The sequence below is a fragment of the Ectopseudomonas guguanensis genome (genome assembly GCF_900104265.1).
Classification (GTDB): domain Bacteria; phylum Pseudomonadota; class Gammaproteobacteria; order Pseudomonadales; family Pseudomonadaceae; genus Aquipseudomonas; species Aquipseudomonas guguanensis.
In genome coordinates this window covers 173,543-200,031 of the sequence record NZ_FNJJ01000003.1, presented here as the reverse complement: position 1 = coordinate 200,031, position 26,489 = coordinate 173,543, and the positions used below count along the sequence as shown (strand labels likewise).

The following is a 26,489-nucleotide window of genomic DNA, read 5'->3' as shown; positions in this document are numbered from 1 at the left end:
CAGATCGCGAATCGACAAGAAGAGATCGCACCATGACAGAAGCTGCCCGTGCCCCGGCACACGACACCATCATCCAGGAGTCCTGGTCGCGTTGTCGTGACTATGGCCTGACCCACCAGAGCACGCCGCGCTTCGACCCGCCGGCCCCCGGCGAACTCTCGGCCCTACTGGAAAGCCGCCAGGCGCTGGTGCAGACCACCCATCAGGAAGTGCTGCCCTACTACGGCACCATCCTCGCCAACTCCAACTGCCTGATCATGCTCGCCGACGAGCAGGGTCGGCTGCTGCAATCCTGGGGCGACCAGCGTTTCATCGAGACGCGCCAGGCCGCCGGCTTCGTCGCCGGGGCCAGCTGGCTGGAGCGCTACACCGGCACCAACGCCATCGGCACCGCGCTCAGTTGCGGCCAGGCCGTGCATATCCAGCACGACGAGCACTTCCTCAAGGCCAACCGTTTCATGACCGGCTCGGCCTCGCCGATCTTCGACGAGCAAAGGCGCATGATCGCCGTGCTCGACGTGTCCAGCGACAGCTACCTGCCGCCGGCGCACACCCTGGGCATGGTCAAGATGATGAGCCAGTCGGTGGAGAATCGCCTGATCCTCAAGCTGTTCGCCGACCAGTATCACCTGCTCAGCTTCAACACCAGCCTGGACAACCTCGACAGCCCCTGGGCCGGCCTGGTGGTGTTCGACGAACGCGGCCATGTGGTCTCGGCCAACCGCCGCGCCGACAACCTGCTTGGCCAGTCGCTGACCTACGGCACCATCGAGCAGTTGTTCGACGTGCCGCTGCAGCAACTGCTCAACCAGCCGGACGGCCAGCCATTCAGCCTGCGCACCAGCGGCCATTTTCGCTTTCACGCGCGGGTGCGCCGCCCTGCCCGGCCGGCGCCGATACAGGCCCGCGATTTCCGTCCGCAGGGCCCCGCGCCCGTACCCGAGGAGCCGCCGCTGCGTGCGCTGAGCCTGGGTGACGCGCGGATGGACAAGGCCATCCGCCTGGCCGAGCGGTTGCTGGAAAAGGACATCCCGATCCTGGTGCAGGGTGAAACCGGCGCTGGCAAGGAGGTCTTCGTCAAGGCTCTGCATCACGCCAGCTCACGCGCCAGCCAGCCCTTCATCGCGGTCAACTGCGCGGCCATTCCGGCGGAGTTGGTGGAGTCGGAGCTGTTCGGCTACGAAAAAGGCGCCTTTACCGGCGCCAGCCAGAAGGGCCACATCGGGCTGATCCGCAAGGCGCACAAGGGCACGCTGTTTCTCGACGAGATCGGCGATATGCCGCTGCGCGTGCAGGCCCGCCTGCTGCGCGTGCTGCAGGAGCGCTGCGTGCAGCCACTGGGCAGCAGCGAGCTGCATCCAGTGGACGTGCGCCTGGTCTCCGCCACCAACCGCCCACTGCGCCTGGACGTCGACAGCGGCCAGTTCCGCGCCGACCTCTACTACCGCATCAGTGGCCTCAACCTGGAGCTGCCACCGCTGCGCGAGCGCGGCGACAAGCAGGCGCTGTTCCAGCGGCTATGGGAGCAACATCGCGAGCCCAGGCAGTGGGCCGGGCTCAGCCGTGAGGTAGTGGAACTGTTCGAGCGCCACCCCTGGCCGGGCAATCTGCGCCAGCTCAGCAGCGTGCTGCGCGTGGCCCTGGTGATGGCCGATGAGCAGCCTATCCGCGCCGAACACCTGCCGGACGATTTCTTTCTCGACCTGCCAACGGACGCCCCTGTGCAAGCCCCGGCCGAGATCGACGCCAGCGACCTGGCCAGCCAGTACCAGGCCTGCGGCGGCAACATTTCCTACCTGGCCCGCCACCTCGGCCTGAGCCGTAATACGCTGTACAAGCGCCTGCGCGAACAGGGCGTCAGGCCCTGACGGTAGGCCGCGCCTGCAGGCCGAAGCGCCAGCCCTGCTGCATGCCCGCCGCGGCCAGCAGGATGGCCGCCACGCCGAGCCACTGCAGCGGGCTGAGCCAGTGATCGAAGGCCAGCCAGTCGACGAAGATCGCCGCCACCGGGTAGATGAACGACAGTGCGCCGGTCAGCGCCGTCGGCAGTTTCTGGATGGCGCCGTAGAGCAGCATGTACATCAGCCCGGTATGCACCACGCCCAGGGTCATCAGGCTGGCCCAGGCCACCTCGCCCTGGGGCAGCTGATGCCCAGCCAGGGGCGCCAGCAATAGAACGCCGGTCAGCAGTTGAATCAGCGCGATCAGATGCGGCGGCGTAGCGCTGAGGCGTTTGACGATCAACGCCGCGACCGCATAGAGCAGCGCCGCACCCAGCGCCAGGGCGATGCCCAATAGATAGTTGCCACCAGCCACCGCACCACGACCATGGGCACCGACGATGGCCAGCATGCCGATGAAGGCCAGCGCCAGCCAACCGAGCTTGAGCCAGGTGATGCGCTCGCCGAGAAACAGCGCCGCCAGCCCCACCAGCATGAACGGCTGGACGTTGTACACCACTGTACTGACGGCGATGGATGCCTGCGCGTAGGAGGCGAACAGCAGCAGCCAGTTGCCGACGATGGCCACACCGCTGAGCACCGCCAGCAGCAATACGCGCCGTCCCAGCAGCTCGGCGCGCAGCAGGCCGAGCACAGCGCAGACCAGCAACAATGCGGCGCCGCCGATCAGGCAGCGCCAGAACACCACGTCCACCACCGCCTGGCCGGAGGCCAGCACGAACCAGCCGATGGTGCCGGAAATCAGCATCGCGGCGATCATTTCCAGCGAGCCACGCTTGAGCTTGTTGTCCACGGTTCGATCCTCGCGTTGACAGGCCTCCATTATCCGAAGGTGCAATTTTCCTCTCCATGGCGAATCTGAGGCAAAATCTGCCTCATGCCTTTTTTACGATGGCAGATTCCGGCTTTTGCCTAACGAGGTCCCTATGACCGATGAAATCGACCAGACCCTGATCGCCGCCCTGATGGAAGACTCGCGGCGCTCCCTGAAGGCCCTGGCGCAGATCAGTGGCCTGTCCTCACCCAGCGTGGCCGAGCGCCTGCGGCGTCTGGAAGAACGCGGCGTGCTCAAGGGTTATACGGTGGAGATCGATCCGCGCCATTTCGGCTATCAGTTGCAGGCCATCGTTCGCGTGCGGCCGCTGCCCGGCAAGCTGCATGAAGTGGAGCGACTGATTCAGGCCACCCCCGAGTTCACCGAATGCGACAAGGTCACCGGCGAGGACTGCTTCATCGCTCGCCTGTACGTGCGCTCGATGGAACAACTGGACGAGGTGCTCGACCGCATCAACAGCCATGCCGAAACCAACACCGCCATCGTCAAGAAGACCTCGGTGCCCCGCCGCCTGCCCCCGATGAACTGACAAGGAACGATCATGCGCCCATCCCTTCGCCCTCTGCTCCTCGCGCTCGGCCTTTGCCTGGGCAGCCAATCGGCCTTCGCCGAGCTGCGCCAGGCAGTCGATGCCGCCGTGGAACCGATGATGCAGACCTATGCCATCCCCGGCATGGCCATCGCCATCAGCCACAAGGGCCAGCAGCACTTCTTCGAGTACGGCATCGCCTCGCGTGAAAGCGGCCAGGCCGTGGATCGCCACACCCTGTTCGAACTCGGCTCGATCAGCAAACTCTTCACCGCCACCCTCGGCGCCTACGCCGAAGCGCGCGGCACGCTAAACCTCAGCGACAACGCCAGCCAGTACCTGCCAGCACTGCAGGGCAGCGCGTTCGATCACATCAGCCTGCTAGACCTGGCCACCTACACCCCTGGCGGCCTGCCACTGCAGTTTCCGGATGCAGTCGGTAACGAACGACAGATGCTCGATTACTACCACAACTGGCAGGCGGTCTACCCGCCCGGCACGCAACGACTGTATTCCAACCCCAGTATCGGCCTGTTCGGTCACCTGGCCGCCGCCAGTCTGGCCAAGCCGTTTCAGGAACTGATGGAGCAGGACCTGCTACCGCAACTGGGCATGCAGGAAAGCTATGTGCAGATACCGGCCGAGCAGATGGCGCGCTATGCCTGGGGCTACCGCGACGACAAGGCCGTGCGGGTAACCCCAGGCGCACTGGACGCCGAAGCCTATGGTTTGAAGTCCACTGCTGCCGACATGCTGCGCTTCATCGAGGCCAACCTGCACCCGGACAAGCTGCCCGCACCGCTGCGCCAGGCCATCAGCTCCATCCATCGCGGTTACTATCAGGTCGGTGACATGACGCAGGGCCTGGGCTGGGAGCGCTATGCCTACCCCATCAGCCTGGCGAAGCTGCAAGCGGGCAACTCTGCAGAAATGGCGCTGCAACCCCAGCCGGTCGAACGCTTCAGCGTGCCCAAGCCAGCCGCAGGTGACCTGCTGCTGAACAAGACCGGCTCGACCAACGGTTTCGGCGCCTACATTTTGCTGCTGCCGGCGCGCGATACCGGCCTGGTGATACTCGCCAACCGCAACTACCCCAATGCCGAGCGCATACGCCTGGCGTTGCAGTTGCTCGACGCGATCGAGCCATAACCGTAGGGTGCGCCGTGCGCACCGATGCCCCTGATCGGGCGTAGCCGGATGCAATCCGAGCCATGCAGGGCTCCCCTGGATTTCATCCGGGCTACGGATCTGCGCCGCTTGCAGACCGGTGGTGCGCACGGCGCACCCTACGCCCGCAAGCCCGAAAATAACCTCCATAAAATGACGAAGGCCACTGAAAAGCGGCCTTCGTCGTTTAGCATGAGGCTTATTCGGCCAGACGCCAGGTGGTGCCACCCTTGCCGTCTTCCAGCACCACGCCCATGGCGGTGAGCTGGTCGCGGATGCGGTCACTTTCCGCCCAGTTCTTGTCGGCGCGAGCCTGCAGACGCGCGGCGATCAGGGCTTCGACTTCGGCGGCGTCCACCTTGCCGGCGGCGCCGGCCTGCAGGAAGGCATCCGGTTCCAGCTGCAGCACGCCGAGCACGCTGGCCAGCTGCTTGAGCTGGGCAGCCAGGCCGGCGGCGGCTTGAACGTCCGATTCACGCAGGCGGTTGACCTCGCGGATCATCTCGAACAGCACGGCGCAGGCTTCCGGCGAGTTGAAATCGTCATCCATCGCCGCGCCGAAGCGCTCCACATACTTCTCGCCACCGGCAGGCGCTGCTTCCGGCAAACCTTTCAGGCCGTTGTAGAAACGCTCCAGGGCGCCCTTGGCTTCCTTGAGGCTCTCTTCGGAGTAGTTGATCGGGCTGCGGTAGTGGCTGGACACCAGCAGGTAGCGCACCACCTCGGGGTGGTACTTTTCCAGCACTTCACGGATGGTGAAGAAGTTGCCCAGGCTCTTGGACATCTTCTCGCCGTCCACGCGCACCGCGCCGGCGTGCATCCAGGCGTTGGCGTACTGCTTGCCGGTGGCCGCCTCGCTCTGCGCGATCTCGTTCTCGTGGTGCGGGAACACCAGGTCCGGGCCGCCGCCGTGGATGTCGAAGGTCTCGCCCAGGCAGCAGGTGGACATCACCGAGCACTCGATGTGCCAGCCCGGCCGGCCCTTGCCCCAGGGCGAATCCCAGCTCGGCTCACCCGGCTTGGCGCCCTTCCACAGCACGAAGTCCAGCGGGTCTTCCTTGATCTCGTCCACTTCGATGCGCGCGCCGATCTTCAGTTCGTCGATCTTGCGCCGTGACAGCTTGCCGTAGGTTTCGAACTTGGTGACGCGGTAATACACGTCGCCATTGCCCGGCGCGTAGGCATAACCCTTGTCGATCAGGGTCTGGATCATCTGATGCATGCCGGCGATATGACCGGTGGCGCGCGGTTCGATGTCCGGGCGCAGCACGTTGAGGCGTGCTTCGTCCTCGTGCATCGCCGCGATCATGCGCTCGACCAGCGCCTCGAACGGCTCGCCGTTCTCATTGGCGCGCTTGATGATCTTGTCGTCGATGTCGGTGATGTTGCGCACATAGGTCACGTCGTAGCCGCGCTGGCGCAGCCAGCGGGTGACCACGTCGAAGGCAACCATCACGCGGGCGTGACCGATATGGCAGAAGTCATAGACGGTCATGCCGCACACGTACATGCGCACCTGATTGCCGATCAGCGGCTTGAACGGTTCCTTGACCTTGCTCAGCGTGTTGTAGATCGACAGTGCCATTACTGCCCCCACGAATCGCGCAGCGTGACGGTACGGTTGAACACCAGCGCGTCGGCGGTCGAATCCTTGTCGAGGCAGAAGTAGCCTTCGCGCTCGAACTGGAAGCGGTCGTCAGCGCCAGCCTTGGCCAGCGAGGGTTCGGCGCGGCAACCGGTGAGCACCACCAGCGATTCGGGGTTGATGTTGTCGAGGAAGCTGCCGCCCTCTTCGCTCTTCTCCGGATTGGGCGACTTGAACAGACGGTCGTACAGGCGCACTTCGCATTCGACGCTTTCCGCGGCCGGCACCCAGTGGATCACGCCCTTGACCTTGCGGCCCTCCGGGTTCTTGCCCAGGGTGTTCTCGTCGTAGCTGCAGCGCAGCTCGACGATATTGCCGGTGGCATCCTTGATCGCCTCATCGGCACGGATCACGTAGCTGCCGCGCAGGCGCACTTCGCCACCGGGGATCAGGCGCTTGAAGCCGTCCGGCGGGGTTTCCTCGAAGTCGCTGGCGTCGATGTAGATCTCGCGGGAGAACGGCAGCACGCGTACACCCATGTCCTGCTTGGGATGGCGTGGCAGCTCGAGGTTCTCGACCTTGCCCTCCGGGTAGTTGGTGATCACCACCTTCAGCGGCTTGAGTACGCACATGGCGCGCGCGGCGTTGGCGTCCAGATCGTCACGAATGGCGAACTCGAGCATGCCGATGTCCACCAGGCCACCGGCGCGGTTGACGCCGATCATGTCACAGAACGCGCGGATCGAGGCCGGGGTGTAGCCGCGACGACGGTAGCCGGACAGCGTCGACATGCGCGGATCATCCCAACCCTTGACGTGACCTTCATCAACCAGTTGCTTGAGCTTGCGCTTGCTGGTGATGGTGTAGTTCAGGTTCAGCCGGGCGAATTCGTACTGACGCGGCTGCGCCGGCACCGGCAGATTCTCCAGGAACCACTCGTACAGCGGGCGGTGATCCTCGAACTCCAGGGTGCAGATCGAGTGGGTAATGCCCTCGATGGCGTCCGACTGACCGTGGGTGAAGTCGTAGCTCGGGTAGATGCACCACTTGTCACCGGTCTGGTGGTGACGGGCGTGGCGGATGCGATAGAGGATCGGGTCGCGCAGGTTGATGTTCGGCGAGGCCATGTCGATCTTCGCGCGCAGCGAGCGGGCACCATCGGGGAACTCGCCGGCCTTCATGCGGGCAAACAGGTCGAGGTTTTCCTCGACGCTGCGATCACGGAACGGGCTGTTCCTGCCCGGCTCGGTCAGGTTGCCGCGATACTCGCGCATCTCTTCGGCATTCAGATCGCAGACGAAGGCCTTGCCGGCCTTGATCAGCTCGACAGCCCAGGCATGCAACTGATCGAAGTAGTTGGAGGCGTAGCGTTCCTCACCCGCCCACTTGAAGCCCAGCCACTCGACGTCGGCCTTGATCGCGTCGATGTATTCCTGGTCTTCCTTGGCCGGGTTGGTGTCGTCGAAACGCAGGTTGCACTGGCCACCGAACTCTTCGGCCAGGCCGAAGTTCAGGCAGATGCTCTTGGCGTGGCCAATGTGCAGGTAGCCGTTGGGCTCCGGCGGAAAGCGGGTCACGATCTTGGCGTGCTTGCCGCTGTCCAGATCGGCCTGAACGATGGGACGCAGGAAGTTGGCAGCTTTTTCGACGGTGGGCTTGCTCATGGTGTCCTTAACAATACTGGCGCGGCACGGGTAGGCCGCCTCGGGCAAAGTCCGTATCATAACCAACCTGTCAAGCCCCTGACAGGGTGCATGCCACCCTGTCAGGGCTGTTCATCCCGGGCCACTGGCTCGAATCTGCCTCATCACGGATACGATCATGATCAAACTGCACACCAACCACGGCGTCATCACCCTGAACCTGTTCGCCGACAAGGCCCCGGAAACCGTGGCCAACTTCGAGCAATACGTGAAGGAAGGCCATTACGACGGCACCATCTTCCACCGTGTGATCGGCAACTTCATGATCCAGGGCGGCGGATTCGAGCCGGGCATGAAGCAGAAGCCGACCCGCGCACCGATCAAGAACGAAGCCAACAATGGCGTGGCCAACAAGGTCGGCACCATCGCCATGGCTCGCACCATGGAACCGCATTCGGCCAGCGCGCAGTTCTTCATCAACGTCGCCGACAACAGCTTCCTCAACCACAGCGCGCCGACCGTTCAGGGCTGGGGCTACGCCGTGTTCGGTGAAGTGGTAGAAGGCATGGACGTGGTCGAGAAGATCAAGGGCGTGGCCACCACCATGAAGGCCGGCCACCAGGACGTGCCGGTGGATGACGTGGTCATCGAGAAGGCCGAAATCGTAGCCGAGTAAGTCGATGATCCTGCTGATCTCCGATCTGCACCTCGAAGAGAAACGCCCGGACATTACCCGGGCGTTTCTGCATTTTCTCGCCACCCGCGCGCGCCAGGCCGAGGCGCTGTACATCCTCGGCGACTTCTTCGAAGTCTGGATCGGCGACGACGGCATGACGCCCTTCCAGCACGAGATCGCCGGCGCGCTGCGCACGCTGAGCGACAGCGGTACGCGCATTCACCTGATGCACGGCAATCGCGACTTTCTTATCGGCAAGCGCTTCTGCCGCGAGGCGGGCTGCACTTTGCTGAGCGACCCACACAAGGTGCAGATGGGCGGCGAGCCGGTGCTGCTGATGCACGGCGACAGTCTGTGCACCCTCGATGTCGGCTACATGAAGCTGCGCCGCTGGCTGCGCAATCCGCTGTCGCTGCTGATCCTGCACAACCTGCCGCTCGCCACCCGGCAGAAGCTGGCGCGCAAGCTGCGCAACGAAAGCCGCGCGCAAACACGGATGAAGGCCAGCGAGATCGTCGATGTCACGCCCGAGGAAGTGGTCAGGGTGATGGGCGAGTACGGTGTGCGTACGCTGATCCATGGTCATACCCATCGGCCGGCGCTGCATGAGCTGACCGTGGGCGGCCAACCGGCACGGCGCATCGTGCTGGGGGACTGGGATCGCCAGGGCTGGGCGCTGCAGGTCGATGCAGAGGGGTTCAATCAGGCGCCGTTCGAGCTGACGCCAGCCTGACCGTAGCCCGGATGAAATCCGGGGGATTTTCGGAGCTGCTCCCCGGATTTCATCCGGGCTACGAAAGCCGCACCCTGTTCGACTCGACCTGACTTTGTAGGTAGGAGCGGCTTCAGCCGCGAACGCGGAGATAGTGGCTTTCGCGGCTGAAGCCGCTCCTACAGTTATTGCGCAATCGCCTAGCGGCTGCTTTACGCAGGTACACCGCTATGAAAGCGGAACTGCTCGTCCGGCAAGGTGATCAGTTCCCGTTCCACCGCCCGCACCACCTCGATACGCGCATCCACGTCCGCCGCGTCGCCATACAGATAGGCGAGCTTGAGATAGCCGCGGTAGTGGCGCCCTTCGCTCTCGAGCAATCCGGCGTAGAACTTGGCCAGCTCGGCATCCAGACGCGGCACCAATGCGGCGAAGCGCTCGCAGGAACGCGCCTCGATAAAGGCGCCCACCACCAGCACGTCCACTAGCCGCTCCACTTCCCCGCCACGCAGCAGTGCTCGCAGCCCGGCCGCGTAGCGCGACGCGGAAACATGGCGCACTTCGATGCCACGCGCGCGGATGATCTTGCTCACCTGTTCGAAATGCACCAGCTCCTCACGGGCCAAACGCGACATTCTCGCGGTCAATTCGGTCTTGGTCAGGTAGCGCCCCATGAGGCTAAGGGCGGTCTGCGCCGCCTTGTATTCCAGGTTGCGGTGGTCGAGCAGAAGGATTTCCTGCTGGCGCAGGGCCTCTTCCAGCCAGGCGTCGGGGGTCGCAACACCGCCGAGAAACTCGAGAATTTCCTGTAGAATCGTTACAGGTTCCTCACCATTACTCGGAACATGCTGGGCATTCGACATCATATTTGAAGCGCTCTCGGTGCTGGCGAGGTTGGAAATGGCGGGCCATTATACGAGTGACAGGCCGCACGACCAGCACGCCGTTGATACAGGTCAAGAAGCTGCCGGCGATGACGCACCTATAGTTGGATATGCGCTATTCACTCTCAGGGAGACGACCATGCAAGCGATCCGTAGCATTCTGGTGGTGATGGAACCCCAGCACCCCGAAGGCCTCGCGCTGAAGCGGGCAAAACTGATAGCTGGAGTCACCCAGTCGCACCTGCACCTGCTGGTATGCGACAAGAAAGGTGACCACAGCGCGTGGCTCAACGATCTCAGCAGCAGCCTCGCCGGGGAAGGCTTCAGCGTCTCCACCCAGCAGTCCTGGCATGACAATCAGCACCAGACCATCATCGCCGTGCAGCAGGCCGAGGGCTGCGGCCTGGTGATCAAGCAGCACCTGCCGGACAACCCGCTGAAGAAAGCCATCCTCACCCCCGAGGACTGGAAGTTGCTGCGCTATTGCCCAGGCCCGGTGCTGATGGTCAAGACCGAACGCCCCTGGACCGGCGGCAACATCCTCGCCGCAGTGGACGTCGGCAATGCCGATGGCGAGCATCGCACCCTGCATGCCGGCATCATCAGCCATGGCTACGATATCGCCGGCCTGGCCAAGGGCACGCTGCACGTGACTACCGCACACCCTACGCCGATGCTCTCGGCAGCCGACCCCACTTTCCAGCTCAAGGAAACCATCGAGGCGCGCTACCGCGAACAGTGCCGCAGCTTCCAGGCCGAGTACGACATCAGTGACGAGCGCCTGCATGTACTCGAGGGCCCGGCTGACGTGGTGATTCCGCAGGTGGCACACCAGCTCGATGCCGCGGTCACGGTGATCGGCACCGTGGCGCGCACCGGACTTTCCGGCGCCCTGATCGGCAATACCGCCGAGGTCATACTCGATGCTCTGGAAAGCGACGTGCTGGTGCTCAAGCCGGACGAGATCATCGCCCACCTGGAAGAACTCGTCGCCCAACGCTAGGGCGTAGGTTGCGCCGCGTGCACCAGCGGTTGACGAGGTCCTGAAACCGATCCCGGGAGCGGTGCGCGCAGCGCACCCTACCGGCCATCGCCTCTTACACGCGCAGCTCCAGCCCCTCGCGCAAGAATTTCGGCGCGATATAGCGCTCGTAGTGCGCCTCGGAGAGCAGGAAGAACTCCCTGTCGATGGCATCGCGCAACTCGGGCAGCGCCCAGTTGCGGAATTCCGGCAGCAGCACCATGCCGTAGGCTTCCAGCTGATTGATCACCCGCGCGCCCCGCGCGATCAGCTGATAGGCCCAGCAGTACGGCGACTGCTGCGGCACGAAGCGAATCTGCCGCTGTTCCAGCTGAGCACGCAGACGCTGCTCGTCGAACACCTCGACCTTGGCCGTCATTACCTGCACCAGCAGCACTTCCAGGCGTGTCCAGACGGCGCGCTTCTCATCCTCGTTGTAGCTGTTCCAGTTGATCACCTCATGGTGGAAGCGCTTGCAACCGCGGCACACGACATCGCCGTAAACGGTCGAGCAAAGGCCTACGCAGGGCGTCTTGATGCGCTGATTGGACATGGCGAAACAACATAAACGGCAACACGGCCTGGCATCTTAGCCCTTTGTCTAATCCTTATCACCCCCGCGGATGCGGGGACATCGGCTTAACTTTATCCGCGCTTTCCATTAGAATCGGCCCGCCTTTTACGGCGCCAATGTCCGTTGGAAGCTGTTTTCAAAGCGTCACGAGCACAGTCGATCCTGCAGGTACGATGGCGGCGCAGCCACTTGGAGTCCCCCCGAGTCTCTGCGCCCGCCCTCATCAGAAACCGTCCTGCCGGCGTAAAACTTTGAAAGCAGCTTCTACAAGAGACTCGTGAAACCTCGGCTGATCGGCTCATAAAGTCGAAAGGCGCCTGGTTCATGGGTTTCTGGATCGCGTCCCGGACAACCCTTTGGGACCACTGATGAGGGTAATAACTGTGCTTGAAGCCTATCGCAAACACGTAGCAGAGCGTGCCGCTCAGGGTATCGTGCCCCAGCCGCTGAACGCCGAACAAACCGCAGGCCTGGTCGAGCTGCTGAAAAACCCGCCGGCTGGCGAAGAAGAATTCCTCGTAGACCTGATCACCAACCGTGTACCGCCAGGCGTCGACGAAGCCGCCTACGTCAAGGCCGGTTTCCTCTCTGCCATCGCCAAGGGCGAAGCCACTTCCCCGCTGATCAGCAAGCAACGCGCCGTCGAGCTGCTGGGCACCATGCAGGGCGGCTACAACATCGCCACCCTGGTCGAACTGCTGGACGACGCCACCCTTGGCGCCGTTGCCGCCGAGCAACTCAAGCACACCCTGCTGATGTTCGACGCCTTCCACGACGTCGCCGAGAAAGCCAAGGCTGGCAATGCCAACGCCAAGGCCGTGCTGCAGTCCTGGGCCGATGGCGAGTGGTTCACCGCCAAGCCGGCCATCGCCGAGAAGTACAGCCTGGCCGTGTTCAAGGTGCCTGGCGAAACCAACACCGACGACCTGTCCCCTGCCCCGGACGCCTGGTCGCGCCCTGACATCCCGCTGCACGCCCTGGCCATGCTGAAAATGGCTCGCGACGGCATCGTGCCGGAGCAGCAAGGCGCCATCGGCCCGCTGAAGCAGATCGAAGAGATCAAGGCCAAGGGCTTCCCGGTCGCCTACGTGGGTGACGTGGTCGGTACCGGCTCTTCCCGCAAGTCCGCCACCAACTCGGTGCTGTGGTTCTTCGGCGATGACATCCCCTACGTTCCGAACAAGCGCGCTGGCGGCTTCTGCTTCGGCACCAAGATCGCCCCGATCTTCTACAACACCATGGAAGACGCCGGCGCCCTGCCGATCGAGTTCGACGTGTCGAACATCAACATGGGCGACGTGATCGACGTCTACCCGTACGCCGGCAAGGTCTGCAAGCACGGCACCGACGAAGTCATCACCACCTTCGAACTGAAGACCCCGGTGCTGCTCGACGAAGTCCGCGCTGGCGGCCGTATCCCGCTGATCGTCGGCCGTGGCCTGACCGAGAAGGCGCGTGCCGAGCTGGGCCTGGGCTCCTCCGACCTGTTCAAGAAGCCGGAGCAGCCGGCTGACAGCGGCAAGGGCTTCACCCTGGCGCAGAAGATGGTCGGCAAGGCCTGCGGCGTCGAAGGCGTGCGTCCGGGCACCTACTGCGAACCGAAGATGACCACCGTCGGTTCCCAGGACACCACCGGCCCGATGACCCGCGACGAGCTGAAGGACCTGGCGTGCCTGGGCTTCTCCGCCGACCTGGTGATGCAGTCCTTCTGCCACACCGCTGCTTATCCGAAGCCGATCGACGTCACCACCCACCACACCCTGCCGGATTTCATCCGCACCCGTGGCGGCGTATCCCTGCGTCCGGGCGACGGCATCATTCACAGCTGGCTGAACCGCATGCTGCTGCCCGACACCGTCGGCACCGGTGGCGACTCGCACACCCGCTTCCCGATCGGCATTTCCTTCCCGGCCGGCTCCGGCCTGGTGGCCTTTGCCGCCGCCACCGGCGTGATGCCGCTGGACATGCCGGAATCGGTTCTGGTGCGCTTCAAGGGCAAGATGCAACCGGGTATCACCCTGCGTGACCTGGTCCACGCCATCCCCTACTACGCCATCCAGAAGGGCCTGCTGACCGTCGAGAAGAAAGGCAAGAAGAACATCTTCTCCGGCCGCATCCTCGAGATCGAAGGCCTGGACAACCTGACCGTCGAGCAGGCATTCGAGCTGTCCGACGCCTCCGCCGAGCGTTCGGCTGCCGGCTGCACCATCAAGCTGCCGGAAGCGGCCATCGCCGAATACCTGCAGTCCAACATCACCCTGCTGCGCTGGATGATCAGCGAAGGTTACGGCGATGCCCGCACCCTGGAGCGTCGTGCCCAGGCGATGGAAGCCTGGCTGGCCAACCCGGTGCTGATGGAAGCCGACAAGGACGCCGAGTACGCCGAAGTCATCGAAATCGACCTGGCCGAGCTCAAGGAGCCGGTGCTGTGCGCCCCGAACGACCCGGACGACGCACGTCTGCTGTCCACCGTGGCCGGCGACAAGATCGACGAAGTGTTCATCGGTTCGTGCATGACCAACATCGGCCACTTCCGCGCTGCCGGCAAGCTGCTGGACAAGGTCAAGGGCGGTATCCCGACTCGTCTGTGGCTGTCGCCGCCGACCAAGATGGATGCCCACCAGCTGACCGAGGAAGGCTACTACGGCATCTACGGCAAGGCCGGTGCACGCATGGAGATGCCGGGCTGCTCGCTGTGCATGGGTAACCAGGCACGTGTAGCTGCCAACTCCACCGTGGTGTCGACCTCCACCCGTAACTTCCCGAACCGTCTGGGCGACGGCGCCAACGTGTACCTGGCCTCCGCCGAACTGGCAGCGGTCGCTTCGATTCTCGGCAAGCTGCCGACCGTCGAGGAGTACATGGCCTACGCGAAGGATATCGACAGCATGGCTGGCGACATCTACCGCTACCTGAGCTTCGACCAGATCGCCGACTTCCGTGAAGCCGCGGCCAACGCCAAGATCCCGGTCGTTCAGGCCTGATCCCAGCGTTGCAAAAGGAGCCCCGCCCAGTGCGGGGCTTTTTTATGCGTGCTGGCATCGGAGATTTTTCCGCCCCCTTGCAGTCGTTGCGCCGCCGTCTACCTTCTGAAATGGGAGCACCCCATAACCTTCAGGAGCACGCCATGAAGCCATGGATCATCGCCGCCCTGTGCCTGTTCGGCCTGGCCGGTTGCAGCAGCGAGTACATCATCACCACCACCGATGGCCAGATGCTGACCAGCGATGGCAAGCCGGAACTGGACAGGGACACCGGCATGCTCGAATTCACCGACAGCGAAGGCCGCAAGCAGCAGATTCCGCAAAGCAGCGTGAAGCAGATGCTGGAGCGCTGACAGCTGCAGGCGCACTGGCATATGCCTTGCTTCACCTCACTGCAAAAGGCCCTTCCAACGTCGGAAACGGCTTGAGCGACAACGGCGTCGTATCCAGTCACGGCACTCTGGCCGGGATTGGTACGACGTTTTTTTATGGACGCGGTCCATGACCCGAGTCTTTTGCGTGAACGGTAAGGATGCAGCATGAGCGAACACGACACCCCGCGCGACGACGCCCTGACCTGGGCCTGGGGCAGCAACGCCCCGGAAAAGAGCGTGCTGAACATTGGCTTCATGGCCCTGAGCGACTCTGCTTCGGTGATCGTCGCTGCCACTCAGGGCTTTGCCGAGAAGCACGGGCTGAGCATCAGACTGCATCGCCAGAGCTCCTGGGCCGGCCTGCGTGACCGTCTGCTCAGCGGCGAGCTGGACGCCGCGCACAGCCTCTACGGGCTGATCTACGGCGTACAACTGGGCCTCGGCGTTGGCACGGCCACCGACATGGCGGTGCTCATGGGTCTGAACCAGAACGGCCAGAGCATCAACCTCTCGCACAGCCTGCAGGCCGCTGGCGTGACCAGTGGCGAAGCACTGCGCCAATACGTGCACCAACATGAGGCGCGCCTCACCTTCGCCCAGACCTTCCCCACCGGCACTCACGCGATGTGGCTCTACTACTGGCTGGCCAGCCAGGGCATTCACCCGTTGCGCGATGTCGACAGCGTGGTGGTGCCGCCACCGCAGATGGTCGAGCACCTGAAGGCCGAGCGCATCGACGGCTTCTGCGTCGGCGAGCCGTGGACCGCCAAGGCCGTCGATGAGCAGCTCGGCTGCACCCTGACCACCATCCAGGCGATCTGGCCGGATCACCCGGAAAAGGTGCTGGGTTGCACCCGCGCCTTCGCCGAGCAGCACCCCAACACCGCCCGCGCCCTGATCATGGCGGTGCTCGAAGCGGCCCGCTTCATCGACGACAGCGAAGAGAACAAGCGCAGCACTGCGCAACTGCTTAGCGGCAGCGACTATGTCGACGCCCCACTCTCGGCGATTACCCCGCGTTTTCTCGGCCAGTACCAGGACGGCCTGGGCCACGCCTGGCTGGACGAACACCCACTGCGCTTCCATGCCGGCGGCCTGGTCAACCAGCCCTATCTGTCCGATGGCATGTGGTTCATGACCCAGTTCCGCCGCTGGGGCCTGCTGCGCAGCGATCCCGACTACCTCGGCGTGGCCCGCCAGGTCCAGCAACTGGCGCTGTATCGTGAGGCTGCCACGGCCCTGGGCATCGCGGTGCCGGGGGAAATGCGCAGCTCCATCCTGCAGGACGGCAGCTGCTGGGACGGCAGCGACCCTGCCGCCTATGCCCGCAGCTTCCGCCTGCACGCCCTGGCCGACGGCCCGGCTGTCGCCCTGTAACCGCCGGGAGGGCCATCGATGCTGCGTATCCTTTTGATCAACGACACCCCGAAGAAGGTCGGCCGCCTCAAGGCCGCCCTGATCGAAGCCGGTTTCGAGGTGATCGACGAGTCCGGCCTGACCATCGACCTGCCCGAGCGCGTCGAGGCGGTGCGCCCCGACGTGATCCTGATCGACACCGAATCGCCCGGCCGCGACGTGATGGAACAGGTGGTGCTGGTCAGCCGCGACCAGCCGCGCCCGATCGTCATGTTCACCGACGAGCACGATCCCGGCGTGATGCGCCAGGCGATCCAGAGCGGCGTCAGTGCCTACATAGTCGAGGGCATCCACGCCCAGCGCCTGCAGCCGATTCTCGACGTGGCCATGGCCCGCTTCGAGAGCGACCAGGCGCTACGCGCCCAACTCCAGGCACGTGATGCCCAGTTGGCCGAGCGCAAGCGAGTAGAGCTGGCCAAGGGCCTGTTGATGAAGATGAAAAGCTGCAACGAGGAGGAGGCCTACACCCTGATGCGCCGCCAAGCCATGAGCCGTCAGCAGAAGCTGATCCAGGTAGCCGAGCAGATCATCGCGATGCACGACATGCTGGGCGGGTGAGCACTCCGGCAATTTTGATGCCATCAAGCCACCATAGAGGCAACCGATCGTCCGAAAGCGTGCTGCAGGGATGAAACGAAGCTGAACTCGGCGATGCAGCCGCCGGTCATGTTTGAGGTTCAACGGGCAATCAGGGAGCTATCGATCACCCGGCGAACCCTATCCATGGACAGGTCCGCCCCGTATCGCTGTTGCCAGGGAAAGACCCTTCATCTAGAGCATGACTTCAGGAAAAACAACGATGAACAACAATCTTGTCGCAACGTCTAGCAAGCGTAGTTACGCCGCCGTGATCGGAGCTGCCGTGACGGGCTCACTATTGAGTTTCACCAGCCATGCCGAACTGCGCCCGGAGCTGGCTCCCGGCGGCAACTTCGCCCTGGAGAACTGGTCGCTGACCTTGCCGGTGGACGAAGAAGGCGGCAACCAGGGCCGCGCTCAGACCCTGTATCCCGACCGCCTAAACGGCGCGCAGGGCTACACCTCGCCTTACTTCCGTACCGACACCGACGGCGCCATGACCTTCTGGGCACCGGCCAACGGTGCCCTCTCGGCGCGCGCCGACTATGCCCGTGCCGAACTGCGGCAGATGATCGACCCCAGCTCCAACGCGGTGAACTGGAGCAATCAGGGTCGCGCTCACCTGGACGCGCGCCTGCGCGTTCTGCAGGTGCCGGTTGGCAACGGCCTGGTCGCCGTTGGCCAGATTCACGCCTACGAGGCCATGCCGCTGGTCACCCTGTACTACCAGTACGACCTGGACGCCCAGACCGGCCGCCTCTTCGCCAGGGTCAAGCAGAGCCCGGAGGGCAACGAGGAAGCCAAACGCTACAACCTGGTCGAGGGCGTCAAGCTGGGTCAGGCATTCGTCTATCGCCTGGGCATGGCGCGCAACCGTGACGGGGTGGCCGAGGTGGCCGTCACCATCAATGGCTCGCCGGTCCTCCAGGTACCGCTGGATCCGGCCTGGGACAGCCGCACCTTCTACTTCAAGGCAGGTGCTCTGCTGAACAGCCGCAGCGACAACAGCGAAGATGGCGCGCGGGTCAAGTTCTATCGACTGGCCACCAGCCACCCGGCTGCAAGGCTGCATATCACCCAGCTCTCCGCATTGCCGCAGGCCAGGGTCGGCACCCCCTACTCCGTGCAGCTGGAATCGCGCGGCGGCGTGGGTGGCACCACCTGGCGACTGGTCAGCGGCTTCCCGCCGGCCGGCCTGACCCTGAGCAGCGATGGCGTGCTCAGCGGCGAACCGCAGAATGCCACGTCGATTCCCGATGACTTCACCGCGCAAGTTCGCGACTCCAACGGCAACACCGTTTCCAAGAAGTTCTCCATCGTCATCAATCCCTGAGGCTCGCCTCGATTGATGGTTGTCTGAGCCCTGCCAGGGGCTCAGACAACGCTCGACAGAATTGCCCGCTGCGCTTATCTTCTCGCCAGGCCGCCAGATGCGGCCAACGTCGCTCGGACGGTTCCGGGCGCTCACGTATCCCCGAGGAAATCATGGCTGAGAACGCCAAGCGTCGCTTTGCGCGCATCGATCGTCTTCCCCCCTACGTCTTCAACATCACCGCCGAACTGAAGATGGCTGCGCGCCGTCGCGGCGAGGACATCATCGACTTCTCCATGGGCAACCCCGACGGTGCGACCCCGCCGCACATCGTCGAGAAGCTCGTGCAGGTCGCCCAGCGTGAAGACACCCACGGCTACTCCACCTCCCGCGGTATCCCGCGCCTGCGCCGCGCCATCTCGCGCTGGTACAAGGACCGCTACGACGTGGAGATCGATCCGGAAAGCGAAGCCATCGTCACCATCGGTTCCAAGGAAGGCCTGGCGCACCTGATGCTGGCCACCCTGGATCATGGCGATACCGTGCTGGTGCCCAACCCCAGTTACCCGATCCATATCTACGGTGCGGTGATCGCCGGCGCCCAGGTTCGCTCCGTGCCGCTGGTGCCGGGCGTGGACTTCTTCGCCGAACTGGAACGCGCCATCCGCGAGTCTATTCCCAAGCCGAAGATGATGATCCTCGGCTTCCCCTCCAACCCCACCGCGCAGTGCGTGGAGCTGGACTTCTTCGAGCGCGTGGTGACCCTGGCCAAGCAGTACGACGTGCTGGTGGTGCACGACCTGGCCTACGCCGACATCGTCTACGACGGCTGGAAGGCACCGTCGATCATGCAGGTGCCGGGCGCCAAGGACATCGCGGTGGAGTTCTTCACCCTGTCCAAGAGCTACAACATGGCCGGCTGGCGCATCGGCTTCATGGTCGGCAATCCCGAGCTGGTCAGCGCCCTGGCGCGGATCAAGAGCTACCACGACTACGGCACCTTCACCCCGCTGCAGGTGGCGGCCATCGCAGCGCTGGAAGGCGACCAGCAGTGCGTGCTGGATATCGCTGAGCAGTATCGTCAGCGCCGCAACCTGCTGGTCAAGGGCCTGCACGAGATTGGCTGGATGGTGGAGAAGCCAAAGGCCTCCATGTACGTCTGGGCCAAGATTCCCGAGTCCTACGCCCATCTGGGCTCGCTGGAGTTCGCCAAGAAGCTGCTGGCAGAAGCCAAGGTCTGCGTCTCGCCCGGGCTGGGTTTTGGCGACTACGGCGACGACCATGTGCGCTTCGCCCTGATCGAGAATCAGGACCGCACGCGCCAGGCGCTGCGCGGCATCAGGGCGATGTTCCGCGCCGACGGGCTGCTGCCGGGCAAGCCGGCCAGGGCCGAGAGCGAGTAATGCCAGAGGGCGCCGCAAGGCGCCCTTTCTGTTTGGCCGGCGAACCGGACAAGATCTGCGACAATTCGGGACGTTGGGCCACGCAAGCGGTCGTTTCGGGTAATTGCCCGGCAGAGTGAACGCCCGTACACTGCGCGCCCCTCCTCTGACGGTTCCCCCCAATGCTCTTCGTTTTGCGCATGCTGCTGATGGGCGTGCATTTCGTGATCGCCGGCCTGGCCGGTTTGCTGCTCGGCCTGTGCCGTCCGTTCAATCCCGACAACAGCCGCCTCTGCGCCCGCCTTTATTCGCTGCCCGCGCTGTGCCTGCTGCGCCTGAAGCTGAAGGCCGACGTTCGCCCACTGCTGGAGCACCAGCGCTCCTGCGTGATCATCGCCAACCACCAGTCCAACTTCGATCTCTACGTACTCGGCCGCGTGGTGCCGAAGCGCACCGTGAGCATCGGCAAGAAGAGCCTCAAATGGGTGCCGTTCTTCGGCCAGCTGTACTGGCTGGCCGGCAACGTGCTGATCGACCGCAGCAATGCGGTTGCTGCCAAGCGCGCAATGCTCACCACCACCGAGACACTGCGCCATCGCGACACCTCGATCTGGGTCTTCCCCGAGGGCACGCGCAACCTCGGCCGCGGCCTGCTGCCGTTCAAGAAAGGCGCGTTTCAGATGGCGATCACCGCCGGCGTACCGATCATCCCGGTATGCGTGAGCAACTATGCCAAGTCCATGCGCCTGAACCGCTGGCACAGCGGCCGCATTCTCATCCGCTCGCTGCCGGCGATCCCCACGACCGGCCTGAGCCTGGACGACATGCCGGCGCTGATGGAGCGCTGCCAGCAGGCCATGAGCGAGTGCATCGCCAGCCTGGATCAGGAGCTGGCCAGGGCGTGAGGTTGATAGCGGGATGCCGAGGCAATTGGCGACCCGCGTCAACCATCAAAACTGTCGATAGTTACTCTGAAGAACATCCATTATTCAATCGAAATGACTTCAGCGACTCTGTGCCCATCGTCACTCCTGACCTGGAGCACAGAACATGTCCCGTCTCTCTCAAGCCGCCCGCAATGGCGCCCTCGCGGCCATCGGCCTATACCTGATCAGCACCTCCACGGTGCTGGTTGTGAGTTACGCCAGCCTGCAGCCCAGCACCCCGACCATCGAGCAGCCCGGCCCACTGCACAGCCTGAGCAATCGCTTGCCGGCCCTGCTCGGCGCGCTCTCGCAGGTGGGTGGTCGACCATGATCAGAACGCAACGCACCCGCCTGCTGATGCTCGCCAGCCTGTCACTGCTCACAACCCTGCTGGCACTCGGCGGCATCGGCAAAAGCTCGGCTGGCGCCGTGGCGCGCAATATCGAGTGCAGCCACAAGCTGACTCACCATCTGGATCTGGCCGAAAGCCTCAAGCGGCAGCTGAGCAGCCCGCCGCCGAACAGGAGCAAGCGACTTTCGCCCTACTTCGTGCTTACCCAGCAGGCATGAAAAAGCCCGGAAAACCGGGCTTTTTCATGGACCGAATCAGGCTCAGGCCTTGCTTTCCCTGCCTTGAGCGACAAAGCGCATCATCCACTCAGCCACTGCACTGCCCTGCTGCGAGTGCTTGAGGCTGTCCACGCCCTGCTGGTAAATCTCCTCGCCGAGATGCTGCTGACGCAGGTCGAGCAACGCGCGCGAATAGTCGTGGACGAACTCCGGATGGCCCTGGAAGCACAGCACCTGATCCTCGATGTGATAGGCGCCAATCGGGCAAAAGTCGCTGGAGGCGAGCAGCGTGGCCTTTTCCGGCAGGCGGGTGACCTGATCCTGGTGACTGATCAGCAACTGCAGCTCGTCCAGCGCCGGGCTCATCCACTCGGGCTTGTTCTCCAGTCGGTAGCTGTGTACGCCCACACCCCAGCCCTGCTCGGCACGCTCGGCCTTGCCACCCAGCAGCAGGGCCAGCAGCTGGTGACCGAAGCAGATGCCCAGTAGCTTGTCGCCACGCTTGTAGCGCTCCAGCAGATACTCCTTGAGCGTCTGGATCCAGGGATCGCTGCCGAAGGAATCGGCCTTGCTGCCGGTTACCAGATAGGCATCGAACTTCTCGCTATCGGGCGGGTAATGCCCCTCCACCACGTTGTAGACACTGAACTCCGCCGCTACCGGCTGTTGAGCGAACAGCTGCTCGAACATGCGGCCATAGCCCTGGTACTGGTCGACCAGTTCGGGACGAAGGATGTCAGTTTCCAGGATGCAGATACGCAGTGACATGAGGTTTCCTGTGATGAACACGGAGGGTAGGTGATTTGTGCGTTTTACTTAACACATGAAACTGCACAAAGAAATAGCCGGCCAGTTTTTCCATGATATTTGCGCTTGCCGGCGTTGTGCAACGCCGTCAACAGTCGTCAATTAAATTTGACAACCAGGATTGAAACCATGCCGGACCGAAGCGCCATCAGCCGCTTCGATAGTTATCATGCACCGCTTTCACTTCTGTGCCGACCGGAGCGCGACGAATATCGACACATCGGGCAGTCGCCCACATCGCACAGAAGGAAATCGATCATGAGCATCTACGCCGCACTCGCCAGCTTTGCCGCTGCATCCGCCTTCCAGACCGCCGCCCCGGCCCGTACCGAGCAGGTTGCTCCCGCAGCCCGCGACGTTCGTCCGAGCTGACACAAGCGCAGGAGAGCAGCCATGCACAGCCAACTCAGCCTTGACGCCTACGGCGTCACCTATGCCCACCTGCAGGATGGCAGCCTGCAGTTCGAGAGCGAAGCCGCCCTGCAACTCGACGACGGCAGCATGCTGACCCTGCGCATGCCGACCCGTCACAGCGAGATGCTGGCGATTCATGAGGCCGTGTGCATTCGCCAGGGCTGGTGCCAGGCGGCGTGAAGAGCCGGACCGCCGTGTACCCGCCGGAAGACAGGCGGTACGCCTTTTGGTGCGCACGGCACACCTTACGGGCCGGTTCACCGCATGGTCAGCGGACCATCGTCCGGCGGAGGACCGGCGGTACGCTGTCGGTGCGCACGGCGCACCCTACGGGTCACCGCATAGCCGAGGGTTCAGAAAGTTTCGCCCTTGGCCGCCTTTTCCAGCAGCAGCGCCGGTGGCAGGAAACGCTCGCCGTACTGCTCGGCCAGGTACTGGGCCCGTGCGACGAAGTCTTTCACCCCGTACTGGTTGATGAACTGCAACGCGCCACCGGTCCAGGCGGCGAAGCCGATGCCGAAGATCGAGCCGATATTGGCGTCGGCCACCGACTTCAGCACGCCCTCTTCCACGCAGCGCACCGTCTCGATGGCCTGGATGAACAGAATGCGGTCGCGCACGTCCTCCTGCGAGATCTGCGCATCGGCCTTTTCGAAACGCGCCTTTAGCTCCGGCCACAGGTGCTTCTTGCCCCCGGCCGGATACTCGTAGAAGCCCATGCCCGCCGCTTTACCCGGACGCTTGTACTCGTTAAGCATCAGGTCGATGACAGCGAAGGCCGGATGCTCGGGGATGGATTTGCCCTCGGCGGCCAGGTCCTTGATGGTCTGCTGGCGGATATGGTTCATCAGGCTCATGGACACTTCGTCGCTGATCGCCAGCGGGCCGACCGGCATGCCGGCCTTGCGCGCCTCGTTCTCGATCATCGCGGCGCTGACGCCTTCGCCGAGCATGGCCAGGCCTTCGTTGGTGAAGGTGCCGAAGACGCGCGAGGTAAAGAAGCCGCGGCTGTCGTTGACCATGATGGGCGTCTTCCTGATCTGCATGACGTAATCGAAACCACGCGCCAGTGTCTCGTCGCTGGTCTTCTCGCCGCGGATGATCTCCACCAGCGGCATCTTGTCCACCGGGCTGAAGAAATGCAGGCCGATGAATTTTTCCGGTTTTGCCACGGCAGTCGCCAGACCGGTGATCGGCAGCGTCGAGGTGTTGGAGGCAATCACCGCATCGCTCAGCGCCGCGGCCTCGGCGGCAGCGGTGACCTTGCCCTTGAGCGCACGGTCCTCGAACACCGCTTCGATGATCAGGTCGCAGCCCTCGAAGTCTGCCTCGCTATCGGTGGCCTTGATCCGCGCCAGGAAGGCGTCGCGTTGCTCGCCACTCATATGGCCCTTGCCGACTTTCTTGTCCAGCAGCTTGGCCGAGTAGGCCTTGCCCTTCTCCGCCGCTTCGACGGACACATCCTTGAGCACCACTTCGATACCGGCCGCTGCCGATACGTAGGCGATACCGGCGCCCATCATGCCGGCACCGAGCACGCCGACCTTCTTCGTCTGGGTTTTCGGGTAGCCCTGCGGGCGCGAGCCGCCAGCGTTGATCTCGTTAAGCTGGAACCAGAAGGTGCCGATCATATTCTTCGCCACCTGACCGCAGGTCAGCTCGGTGAAGTAGCGCGCCTCGATGATCTGCGCGGTGTCGAAGTCGACCTGCGCACCTTCCACGGCGGCGCACAGGATCTTCTCCGGCGCCGGGAAGCAGCCCTTGGTCTTGTCGCGCAGCACGCTCGGGGCGATGGCCAGCATCTGCGCCACGTTCGGCGAACTGGGCGTGCCGCCGGGAATCTTGTAGCCCTGCACGTCCCACGGCTGCTTGGCCGCCGGGTTGGCGGCGATCCAGGCGCGGGCCTTGGCCAGCATCTCCTCGCGGTCGCTGGCCAGCTCGTGGATCAGCCCGGCCTTGAGCGCTGCCTCGGGGCGCACCTTCTTGCCCTCGGCCAGGTACGGTAGGGCCTTTTCCAGGCCAAGCAGGCGCACCATGCGCACCACCCCGCCGCCGCCCGGCAGCAGGCCGAGGGTGACCTCCGGCAGGCCGAGCTGCACGTGGCTCTCGTTCAGCGCGATGCGGTGGTGGCAGGCCAGGGCGATTTCCCAGCCGCCGCCCAGCGCAGCGCCGTTGATGGCGGCGACCACGGGTTTGCCGAGTGTTTCCAGACGGCGCAGCTGACCCTTGATTCTCAGGATCATCTCGTAGAAGCCCTGCGCCTCGGCCTGGGTGACCTTGATCAGTTCATTGAGGTCACCACCAGCGAAGAAGGTCTTCTTCGCCGAGGTGACGATCACCCCGGCAAGCGAGTCCCTTTCCGCTTCCAGGCGATCGACGATCTGGCCCATGGCCTCGCGGTATACCGCGTTCATGGTGTTGGCGCTCTGGCCGGGCATGTCCATGGTCAGGACGACGATATTGTCCTGGCCCTTTTCGTAACGGATGGCGTCAGTCATTTTTTATCTTCTCTTCCCTTGGATGGGGAGCTGCGTAGGGCGGGTGCAACCCGCCAACACATGAACGGCGGGTTTCACCCGCCCTACGGTCAGATGCGTTCGATGATAGTGGCGATGCCCATGCCGCCGCCGACGCAGAGGGTAGCCAGGCCATAGCGCAGCTGGCGCTTCTCCAGCTCGTCGAGCAGCGTGCCGAGGATGGCGCAGCCGGTGGCGCCCAGCGGGTGGCCCATGGCAATGGAACCGCCATTGACGTTGACCTTGTCCTCGCTCACGCCCATGTCCTTCATGAACTTCATCACCACCGAGGCGAAGGCCTCGTTGACCTCGAACAGGTCGATGTCGTCGATGGCCAGCCCTGCCTTGGCCAGCGCCTTGCGCGTGGCCGGCGCCGGGCCGGTGAGCATGATGGTCGGGTCAGTGCTGGTCACTGCGGTGGCGACGATGCGCGCGCGCGGCTTCAGGCCCAGCTCCTTGCCCTTGGCTTCGGAGCCGATCAGCATCAGCGCCGCGCCGTCGACGATGCCAGAGCTGTTGCCCGGCGTATGCACATGGTCGATGCGCTCGACATGGCTGTAGACGCGCAGCGCGGTGGCGTCGAAGCCCATCTGCCCCATCATCTCGAAGCTCGGCTTGAGCTTGCCCAAACCTTCGAGGGTGGAGTCGCCGCGAATGAACTCGTCATGATCCAGCAGCAAGATGCCGTTCTGATCGGTCACCGGCACCAGCGACCTGGTGAACGAACCATCGGCGCTGGCACGTGCGGCCTTCTGCTGCGAGCGCAGGGCGAAGGCATCGACATCGGCGCGACTGAAACCCTCCAGGGTGGCGATCAGGTCGGCACCGATGCCCTGCGGGACGAAATTGCTGTGGATGTTGGTTGCCGGGTCCATCACCCAGGCGCCGCCGTCAGAGCCCATGGGCACGCGCGACATGGACTCCACGCCACCGACCACTACCAGATCCTCGAAGCCGGAGCGCACCTTCATGGCGCCCATGTTCACCGCCTCCAGGCCCGAGGCGCAGAAGCGGTTGAGCTGCACACCGGCGACGCTGACATCCCAGTCCGCGACCATGGCGGCGGTCTTGGCGATATCGGCGCCCTGATCGCCCACGGGCGTCACGCAGCCCAGCACGATGTCGTCCACCTGGCTGGTATCCAGGTCGTTGCGGGCCTGCAAGGCGTTCAGCAGGCCGGCGACCAGTTGCACCGGCTTGACGCTGTACAGCGCGCCGTCCTTCTTGCCCTTGCCACGGGGCGTACGCAGCGAATCGAAAATATAGGCTTCGGTCATGGCGTCCTCGGAGACTGATACGGCGCTGGCGGAACATTGCCGACCGGCCGCGCCTGTTCTTATTGAGCCTGCCTACCATAGCGCCGAGGCGCCGGGGCTCAATGACCTAAGCGCTCAGCACCATTGACCGCTGAGCTCAGACGAACGGTCGACCGCCCTCGGGAGAACGGCGATGCCCAAGCAAGCTGTCTGCCTCAAGCCTCGCTGCAGGAAAACCATGGGCCATGCATAGCCCGAAGTTCCTAACCGCCAACCATTAGCAACCAAGTCATCTAAAGGAATAGTGATGCCAGCCCTAGAGTTAATTCTGTACCCGCTACCAAAGGGGTACCGGGAACCGCTGCC

25 protein-coding genes are annotated in these 26,489 nt (G+C 63.8%); 17 read left to right on the top strand and 8 right to left on the bottom strand.

The window, feature by feature from the left end:
- Positions 1–32 precede the first annotated feature (32 nt).
- Positions 33–1,868: a sigma-54-dependent Fis family transcriptional regulator gene (locus BLS61_RS05685; protein WP_090428582.1), complete on the top strand. Its 1,836-nt coding sequence runs from the start codon at positions 33–35 to the stop codon at positions 1,866–1,868.
- Here BLS61_RS05685 and BLS61_RS05680 read toward each other — a convergent pair.
- Positions 1,858–2,754 carry a DMT family transporter gene (locus tag BLS61_RS05680; protein ID WP_090429159.1) on the bottom strand — a complete coding sequence of 299 codons (897 nt, stop codon included), beginning with the start codon at positions 2,752–2,754 and terminating at the stop codon, positions 1,858–1,860. The two genes, BLS61_RS05685 and BLS61_RS05680, sit on opposite strands and share 11 nt — an antisense overlap.
- A gap of 133 nt (positions 2,755–2,887) precedes the next feature.
- Here BLS61_RS05680 and BLS61_RS05675 point away from each other — a divergent pair, with 133 nt between their 5' ends.
- Both BLS61_RS05675 and ampC read left to right on the top strand, forming a co-directional pair.
- On the top strand, positions 2,888–3,325 hold the full coding sequence (locus tag BLS61_RS05675; protein ID WP_090428579.1) for an Lrp/AsnC family transcriptional regulator: 438 nt from the start codon (positions 2,888–2,890) through the stop codon (positions 3,323–3,325).
- Between the two features lie 12 nt (positions 3,326–3,337).
- Positions 3,338–4,474 (top strand): class C beta-lactamase, encoded by a 1,137-nt coding sequence (gene ampC / locus BLS61_RS05670; RefSeq protein ID WP_090428576.1) that lies wholly within the window; start codon positions 3,338–3,340, stop codon positions 4,472–4,474.
- A gap of 217 nt (positions 4,475–4,691) precedes the next feature.
- On the opposite strand, the gene cysS is transcribed toward ampC, so the two are convergent.
- Positions 4,692–6,077 carry a cysteine--tRNA ligase gene (gene cysS, locus BLS61_RS05665; RefSeq protein ID WP_090428573.1) on the bottom strand — a complete coding sequence of 462 codons (1,386 nt, stop codon included), beginning with the start codon at positions 6,075–6,077 and terminating at the stop codon, positions 4,692–4,694.
- Positions 6,077–7,741, bottom strand: coding sequence for a glutamine--tRNA ligase/YqeY domain fusion protein (locus BLS61_RS05660; protein ID WP_090428570.1), 1,665 nt, complete (start codon positions 7,739–7,741; stop codon positions 6,077–6,079). Before BLS61_RS05660 ends, cysS begins: the two co-directional genes overlap by 1 nt.
- A 157-nt stretch (positions 7,742–7,898) precedes the next feature.
- Here BLS61_RS05660 and BLS61_RS05655 point away from each other — a divergent pair, with 157 nt between their 5' ends.
- The gene (locus tag BLS61_RS05655) at positions 7,899–8,396 is read left to right on the top strand and encodes a peptidylprolyl isomerase (RefSeq protein ID WP_024307989.1); all 498 of its coding nucleotides are present in this window, start codon (positions 7,899–7,901) and stop codon (positions 8,394–8,396) included.
- Between the two features lie 4 nt (positions 8,397–8,400).
- Entirely contained in the window at positions 8,401–9,129 is a 729-nt protein-coding gene (lpxH, locus tag BLS61_RS05650; protein ID WP_090428566.1) for a UDP-2,3-diacylglucosamine diphosphatase, read from the top strand.
- 191 nt (positions 9,130–9,320) lie between these two features.
- Here the strand turns inward: lpxH and BLS61_RS05645 are convergent, their stop codons facing one another.
- Positions 9,321–9,974 carry a MiaE family protein gene (locus BLS61_RS05645; RefSeq protein ID WP_090428563.1) on the bottom strand — a complete coding sequence of 218 codons (654 nt, stop codon included), beginning with the start codon at positions 9,972–9,974 and terminating at the stop codon, positions 9,321–9,323.
- Between the two features lie 157 nt (positions 9,975–10,131).
- Between BLS61_RS05645 and BLS61_RS05640 the strand changes: the two genes are divergently transcribed.
- Positions 10,132–10,995 (top strand): universal stress protein, encoded by an 864-nt coding sequence (locus BLS61_RS05640; RefSeq protein ID WP_090428560.1) that lies wholly within the window; start codon positions 10,132–10,134, stop codon positions 10,993–10,995.
- A gap of 94 nt (positions 10,996–11,089) precedes the next feature.
- Here the strand turns inward: BLS61_RS05640 and BLS61_RS05635 are convergent, their stop codons facing one another.
- On the bottom strand, positions 11,090–11,566 hold the full coding sequence (locus BLS61_RS05635; protein ID WP_090428556.1) for a DUF1289 domain-containing protein: 477 nt from the start codon (positions 11,564–11,566) through the stop codon (positions 11,090–11,092).
- 404 nt (positions 11,567–11,970) lie between these two features.
- Here BLS61_RS05635 and acnB point away from each other — a divergent pair, with 404 nt between their 5' ends.
- From acnB to BLS61_RS05590, 9 genes are all read left to right on the top strand, one after another.
- Positions 11,971–14,571, top strand: a complete 2,601-nt coding sequence (gene acnB / locus BLS61_RS05630; protein ID WP_090428553.1) for a bifunctional aconitate hydratase 2/2-methylisocitrate dehydratase — start codon at positions 11,971–11,973, stop codon at positions 14,569–14,571.
- Between the two features lie 143 nt (positions 14,572–14,714).
- Entirely contained in the window at positions 14,715–14,924 is a 210-nt protein-coding gene (locus BLS61_RS05625) for a YgdI/YgdR family lipoprotein (RefSeq protein WP_090428548.1), read from the top strand.
- A gap of 186 nt (positions 14,925–15,110) precedes the next feature.
- Positions 15,111–16,322, top strand: coding sequence for a CmpA/NrtA family ABC transporter substrate-binding protein (locus BLS61_RS05620; RefSeq protein ID WP_090428546.1), 1,212 nt, complete (start codon positions 15,111–15,113; stop codon positions 16,320–16,322).
- An 18-nt stretch (positions 16,323–16,340) separates the two neighbouring features.
- Entirely contained in the window at positions 16,341–16,919 is a 579-nt protein-coding gene (locus BLS61_RS05615; RefSeq protein WP_090428544.1) for an ANTAR domain-containing response regulator, read from the top strand.
- Positions 16,920–17,160: 241 nt separating this feature from the next.
- On the top strand, positions 17,161–18,273 hold the full coding sequence (locus BLS61_RS05610) for a polysaccharide lyase family 7 protein (RefSeq protein WP_090428541.1): 1,113 nt from the start codon (positions 17,161–17,163) through the stop codon (positions 18,271–18,273).
- Positions 18,274–18,425: 152 nt separating this feature from the next.
- Positions 18,426–19,655 (top strand): alanine transaminase, encoded by a 1,230-nt coding sequence (gene alaC / locus BLS61_RS05605; RefSeq protein ID WP_090428537.1) that lies wholly within the window; start codon positions 18,426–18,428, stop codon positions 19,653–19,655.
- Positions 19,656–19,816: 161 nt separating this feature from the next.
- Positions 19,817–20,539, top strand: a complete 723-nt coding sequence (locus BLS61_RS05600; RefSeq protein WP_090428534.1) for a 1-acylglycerol-3-phosphate O-acyltransferase — start codon at positions 19,817–19,819, stop codon at positions 20,537–20,539.
- A 145-nt stretch (positions 20,540–20,684) separates the two neighbouring features.
- A complete protein-coding gene (locus tag BLS61_RS05595) occupies positions 20,685–20,891 on the top strand; it encodes a hypothetical protein (RefSeq protein WP_090428531.1) in 207 nt (68 codons plus the stop codon).
- Positions 20,888–21,130 carry a hypothetical protein gene (locus BLS61_RS05590; protein WP_090428527.1) on the top strand — a complete coding sequence of 81 codons (243 nt, stop codon included), beginning with the start codon at positions 20,888–20,890 and terminating at the stop codon, positions 21,128–21,130. Before BLS61_RS05595 ends, BLS61_RS05590 begins: the two co-directional genes overlap by 4 nt.
- Positions 21,131–21,172: 42 nt before the next feature.
- On the opposite strand, the gene BLS61_RS05585 is transcribed toward BLS61_RS05590, so the two are convergent.
- The gene (locus BLS61_RS05585) at positions 21,173–21,898 is read right to left on the bottom strand and encodes an amidotransferase (protein ID WP_090428525.1); all 726 of its coding nucleotides are present in this window, start codon (positions 21,896–21,898) and stop codon (positions 21,173–21,175) included.
- Positions 21,899–22,195: 297 nt separating this feature from the next.
- On the opposite strand from BLS61_RS05585, the gene BLS61_RS23970 reads away from it, so the two are divergent.
- Positions 22,196–22,309, top strand: a complete 114-nt coding sequence (locus BLS61_RS23970; RefSeq protein ID WP_277425981.1) for a PA2485 family small membrane protein — start codon at positions 22,196–22,198, stop codon at positions 22,307–22,309.
- A 21-nt stretch (positions 22,310–22,330) separates the two neighbouring features.
- Positions 22,331–22,531 (top strand): type III secretion system co-regulatory protein PtrC, encoded by a 201-nt coding sequence (gene ptrC / locus BLS61_RS05580; protein WP_090428522.1) that lies wholly within the window; start codon positions 22,331–22,333, stop codon positions 22,529–22,531.
- A 173-nt stretch (positions 22,532–22,704) separates the two neighbouring features.
- Here ptrC and BLS61_RS05575 read toward each other — a convergent pair whose 3' ends face one another.
- Complete coding sequence (locus BLS61_RS05575; protein WP_090428519.1) at positions 22,705–24,849, bottom strand: 3-hydroxyacyl-CoA dehydrogenase NAD-binding domain-containing protein; 2,145 nt, start codon at positions 24,847–24,849, stop codon at positions 22,705–22,707.
- A gap of 89 nt (positions 24,850–24,938) precedes the next feature.
- Entirely contained in the window at positions 24,939–26,144 is a 1,206-nt protein-coding gene (locus BLS61_RS05570; protein WP_090428517.1) for an acetyl-CoA C-acetyltransferase, read from the bottom strand.
- Positions 26,145–26,489 lie beyond the last annotated feature (345 nt).

What these genes read in the sequence shown, in the direction of transcription:
- ampC (WP_090428576.1), top strand. Translation starts at nt 3,338, where the DNA reads ATGCGCCCATCCCTTCGCCCTCTGCTCCTCGCGCTCGGCCTTTGCCTG.
- BLS61_RS05655 (WP_024307989.1), top strand. Translation starts at nt 7,899, where the DNA reads ATGATCAAACTGCACACCAACCACGGCGTCATCACCCTGAACCTGTTC.
- BLS61_RS05635 (WP_090428556.1), bottom strand. Translation starts at nt 11,566, where the DNA reads ATGTCCAATCAGCGCATCAAGACGCCCTGCGTAGGCCTTTGCTCGACC.
- ptrC (WP_090428522.1), top strand. Translation starts at nt 22,331, where the DNA reads ATGCACAGCCAACTCAGCCTTGACGCCTACGGCGTCACCTATGCCCAC.
- BLS61_RS05615 (WP_090428544.1), top strand. Translation starts at nt 16,341, where the DNA reads ATGCTGCGTATCCTTTTGATCAACGACACCCCGAAGAAGGTCGGCCGC.
- BLS61_RS05625 (WP_090428548.1), top strand. Translation starts at nt 14,715, where the DNA reads ATGAAGCCATGGATCATCGCCGCCCTGTGCCTGTTCGGCCTGGCCGGT.
- alaC (WP_090428537.1), top strand. Translation starts at nt 18,426, where the DNA reads ATGGCTGAGAACGCCAAGCGTCGCTTTGCGCGCATCGATCGTCTTCCC.
- BLS61_RS05640 (WP_090428560.1), top strand. Translation starts at nt 10,132, where the DNA reads ATGCAAGCGATCCGTAGCATTCTGGTGGTGATGGAACCCCAGCACCCC.
- BLS61_RS05595 (WP_090428531.1), top strand. Translation starts at nt 20,685, where the DNA reads ATGTCCCGTCTCTCTCAAGCCGCCCGCAATGGCGCCCTCGCGGCCATC.
- BLS61_RS05570 (WP_090428517.1), bottom strand. Translation starts at nt 26,144, where the DNA reads ATGACCGAAGCCTATATTTTCGATTCGCTGCGTACGCCCCGTGGCAAG.
- BLS61_RS05685 (WP_090428582.1), top strand. Translation starts at nt 33, where the DNA reads ATGACAGAAGCTGCCCGTGCCCCGGCACACGACACCATCATCCAGGAG.
- cysS (WP_090428573.1), bottom strand. Translation starts at nt 6,077, where the DNA reads ATGGCACTGTCGATCTACAACACGCTGAGCAAGGTCAAGGAACCGTTC.
- BLS61_RS05610 (WP_090428541.1), top strand. Translation starts at nt 17,161, where the DNA reads ATGAACAACAATCTTGTCGCAACGTCTAGCAAGCGTAGTTACGCCGCC.
- BLS61_RS05590 (WP_090428527.1), top strand. Translation starts at nt 20,888, where the DNA reads ATGATCAGAACGCAACGCACCCGCCTGCTGATGCTCGCCAGCCTGTCA.
- BLS61_RS05575 (WP_090428519.1), bottom strand. Translation starts at nt 24,849, where the DNA reads ATGACTGACGCCATCCGTTACGAAAAGGGCCAGGACAATATCGTCGTC.
- lpxH (WP_090428566.1), top strand. Translation starts at nt 8,401, where the DNA reads ATGATCCTGCTGATCTCCGATCTGCACCTCGAAGAGAAACGCCCGGAC.
- BLS61_RS05600 (WP_090428534.1), top strand. Translation starts at nt 19,817, where the DNA reads ATGCTCTTCGTTTTGCGCATGCTGCTGATGGGCGTGCATTTCGTGATC.
- BLS61_RS05675 (WP_090428579.1), top strand. Translation starts at nt 2,888, where the DNA reads ATGACCGATGAAATCGACCAGACCCTGATCGCCGCCCTGATGGAAGAC.
- BLS61_RS05620 (WP_090428546.1), top strand. Translation starts at nt 15,111, where the DNA reads ATGAGCGAACACGACACCCCGCGCGACGACGCCCTGACCTGGGCCTGG.
- BLS61_RS23970 (WP_277425981.1), top strand. Translation starts at nt 22,196, where the DNA reads ATGAGCATCTACGCCGCACTCGCCAGCTTTGCCGCTGCATCCGCCTTC.
- BLS61_RS05645 (WP_090428563.1), bottom strand. Translation starts at nt 9,974, where the DNA reads ATGATGTCGAATGCCCAGCATGTTCCGAGTAATGGTGAGGAACCTGTA.
- BLS61_RS05660 (WP_090428570.1), bottom strand. Translation starts at nt 7,741, where the DNA reads ATGAGCAAGCCCACCGTCGAAAAAGCTGCCAACTTCCTGCGTCCCATC.
- BLS61_RS05585 (WP_090428525.1), bottom strand. Translation starts at nt 21,898, where the DNA reads ATGTCACTGCGTATCTGCATCCTGGAAACTGACATCCTTCGTCCCGAA.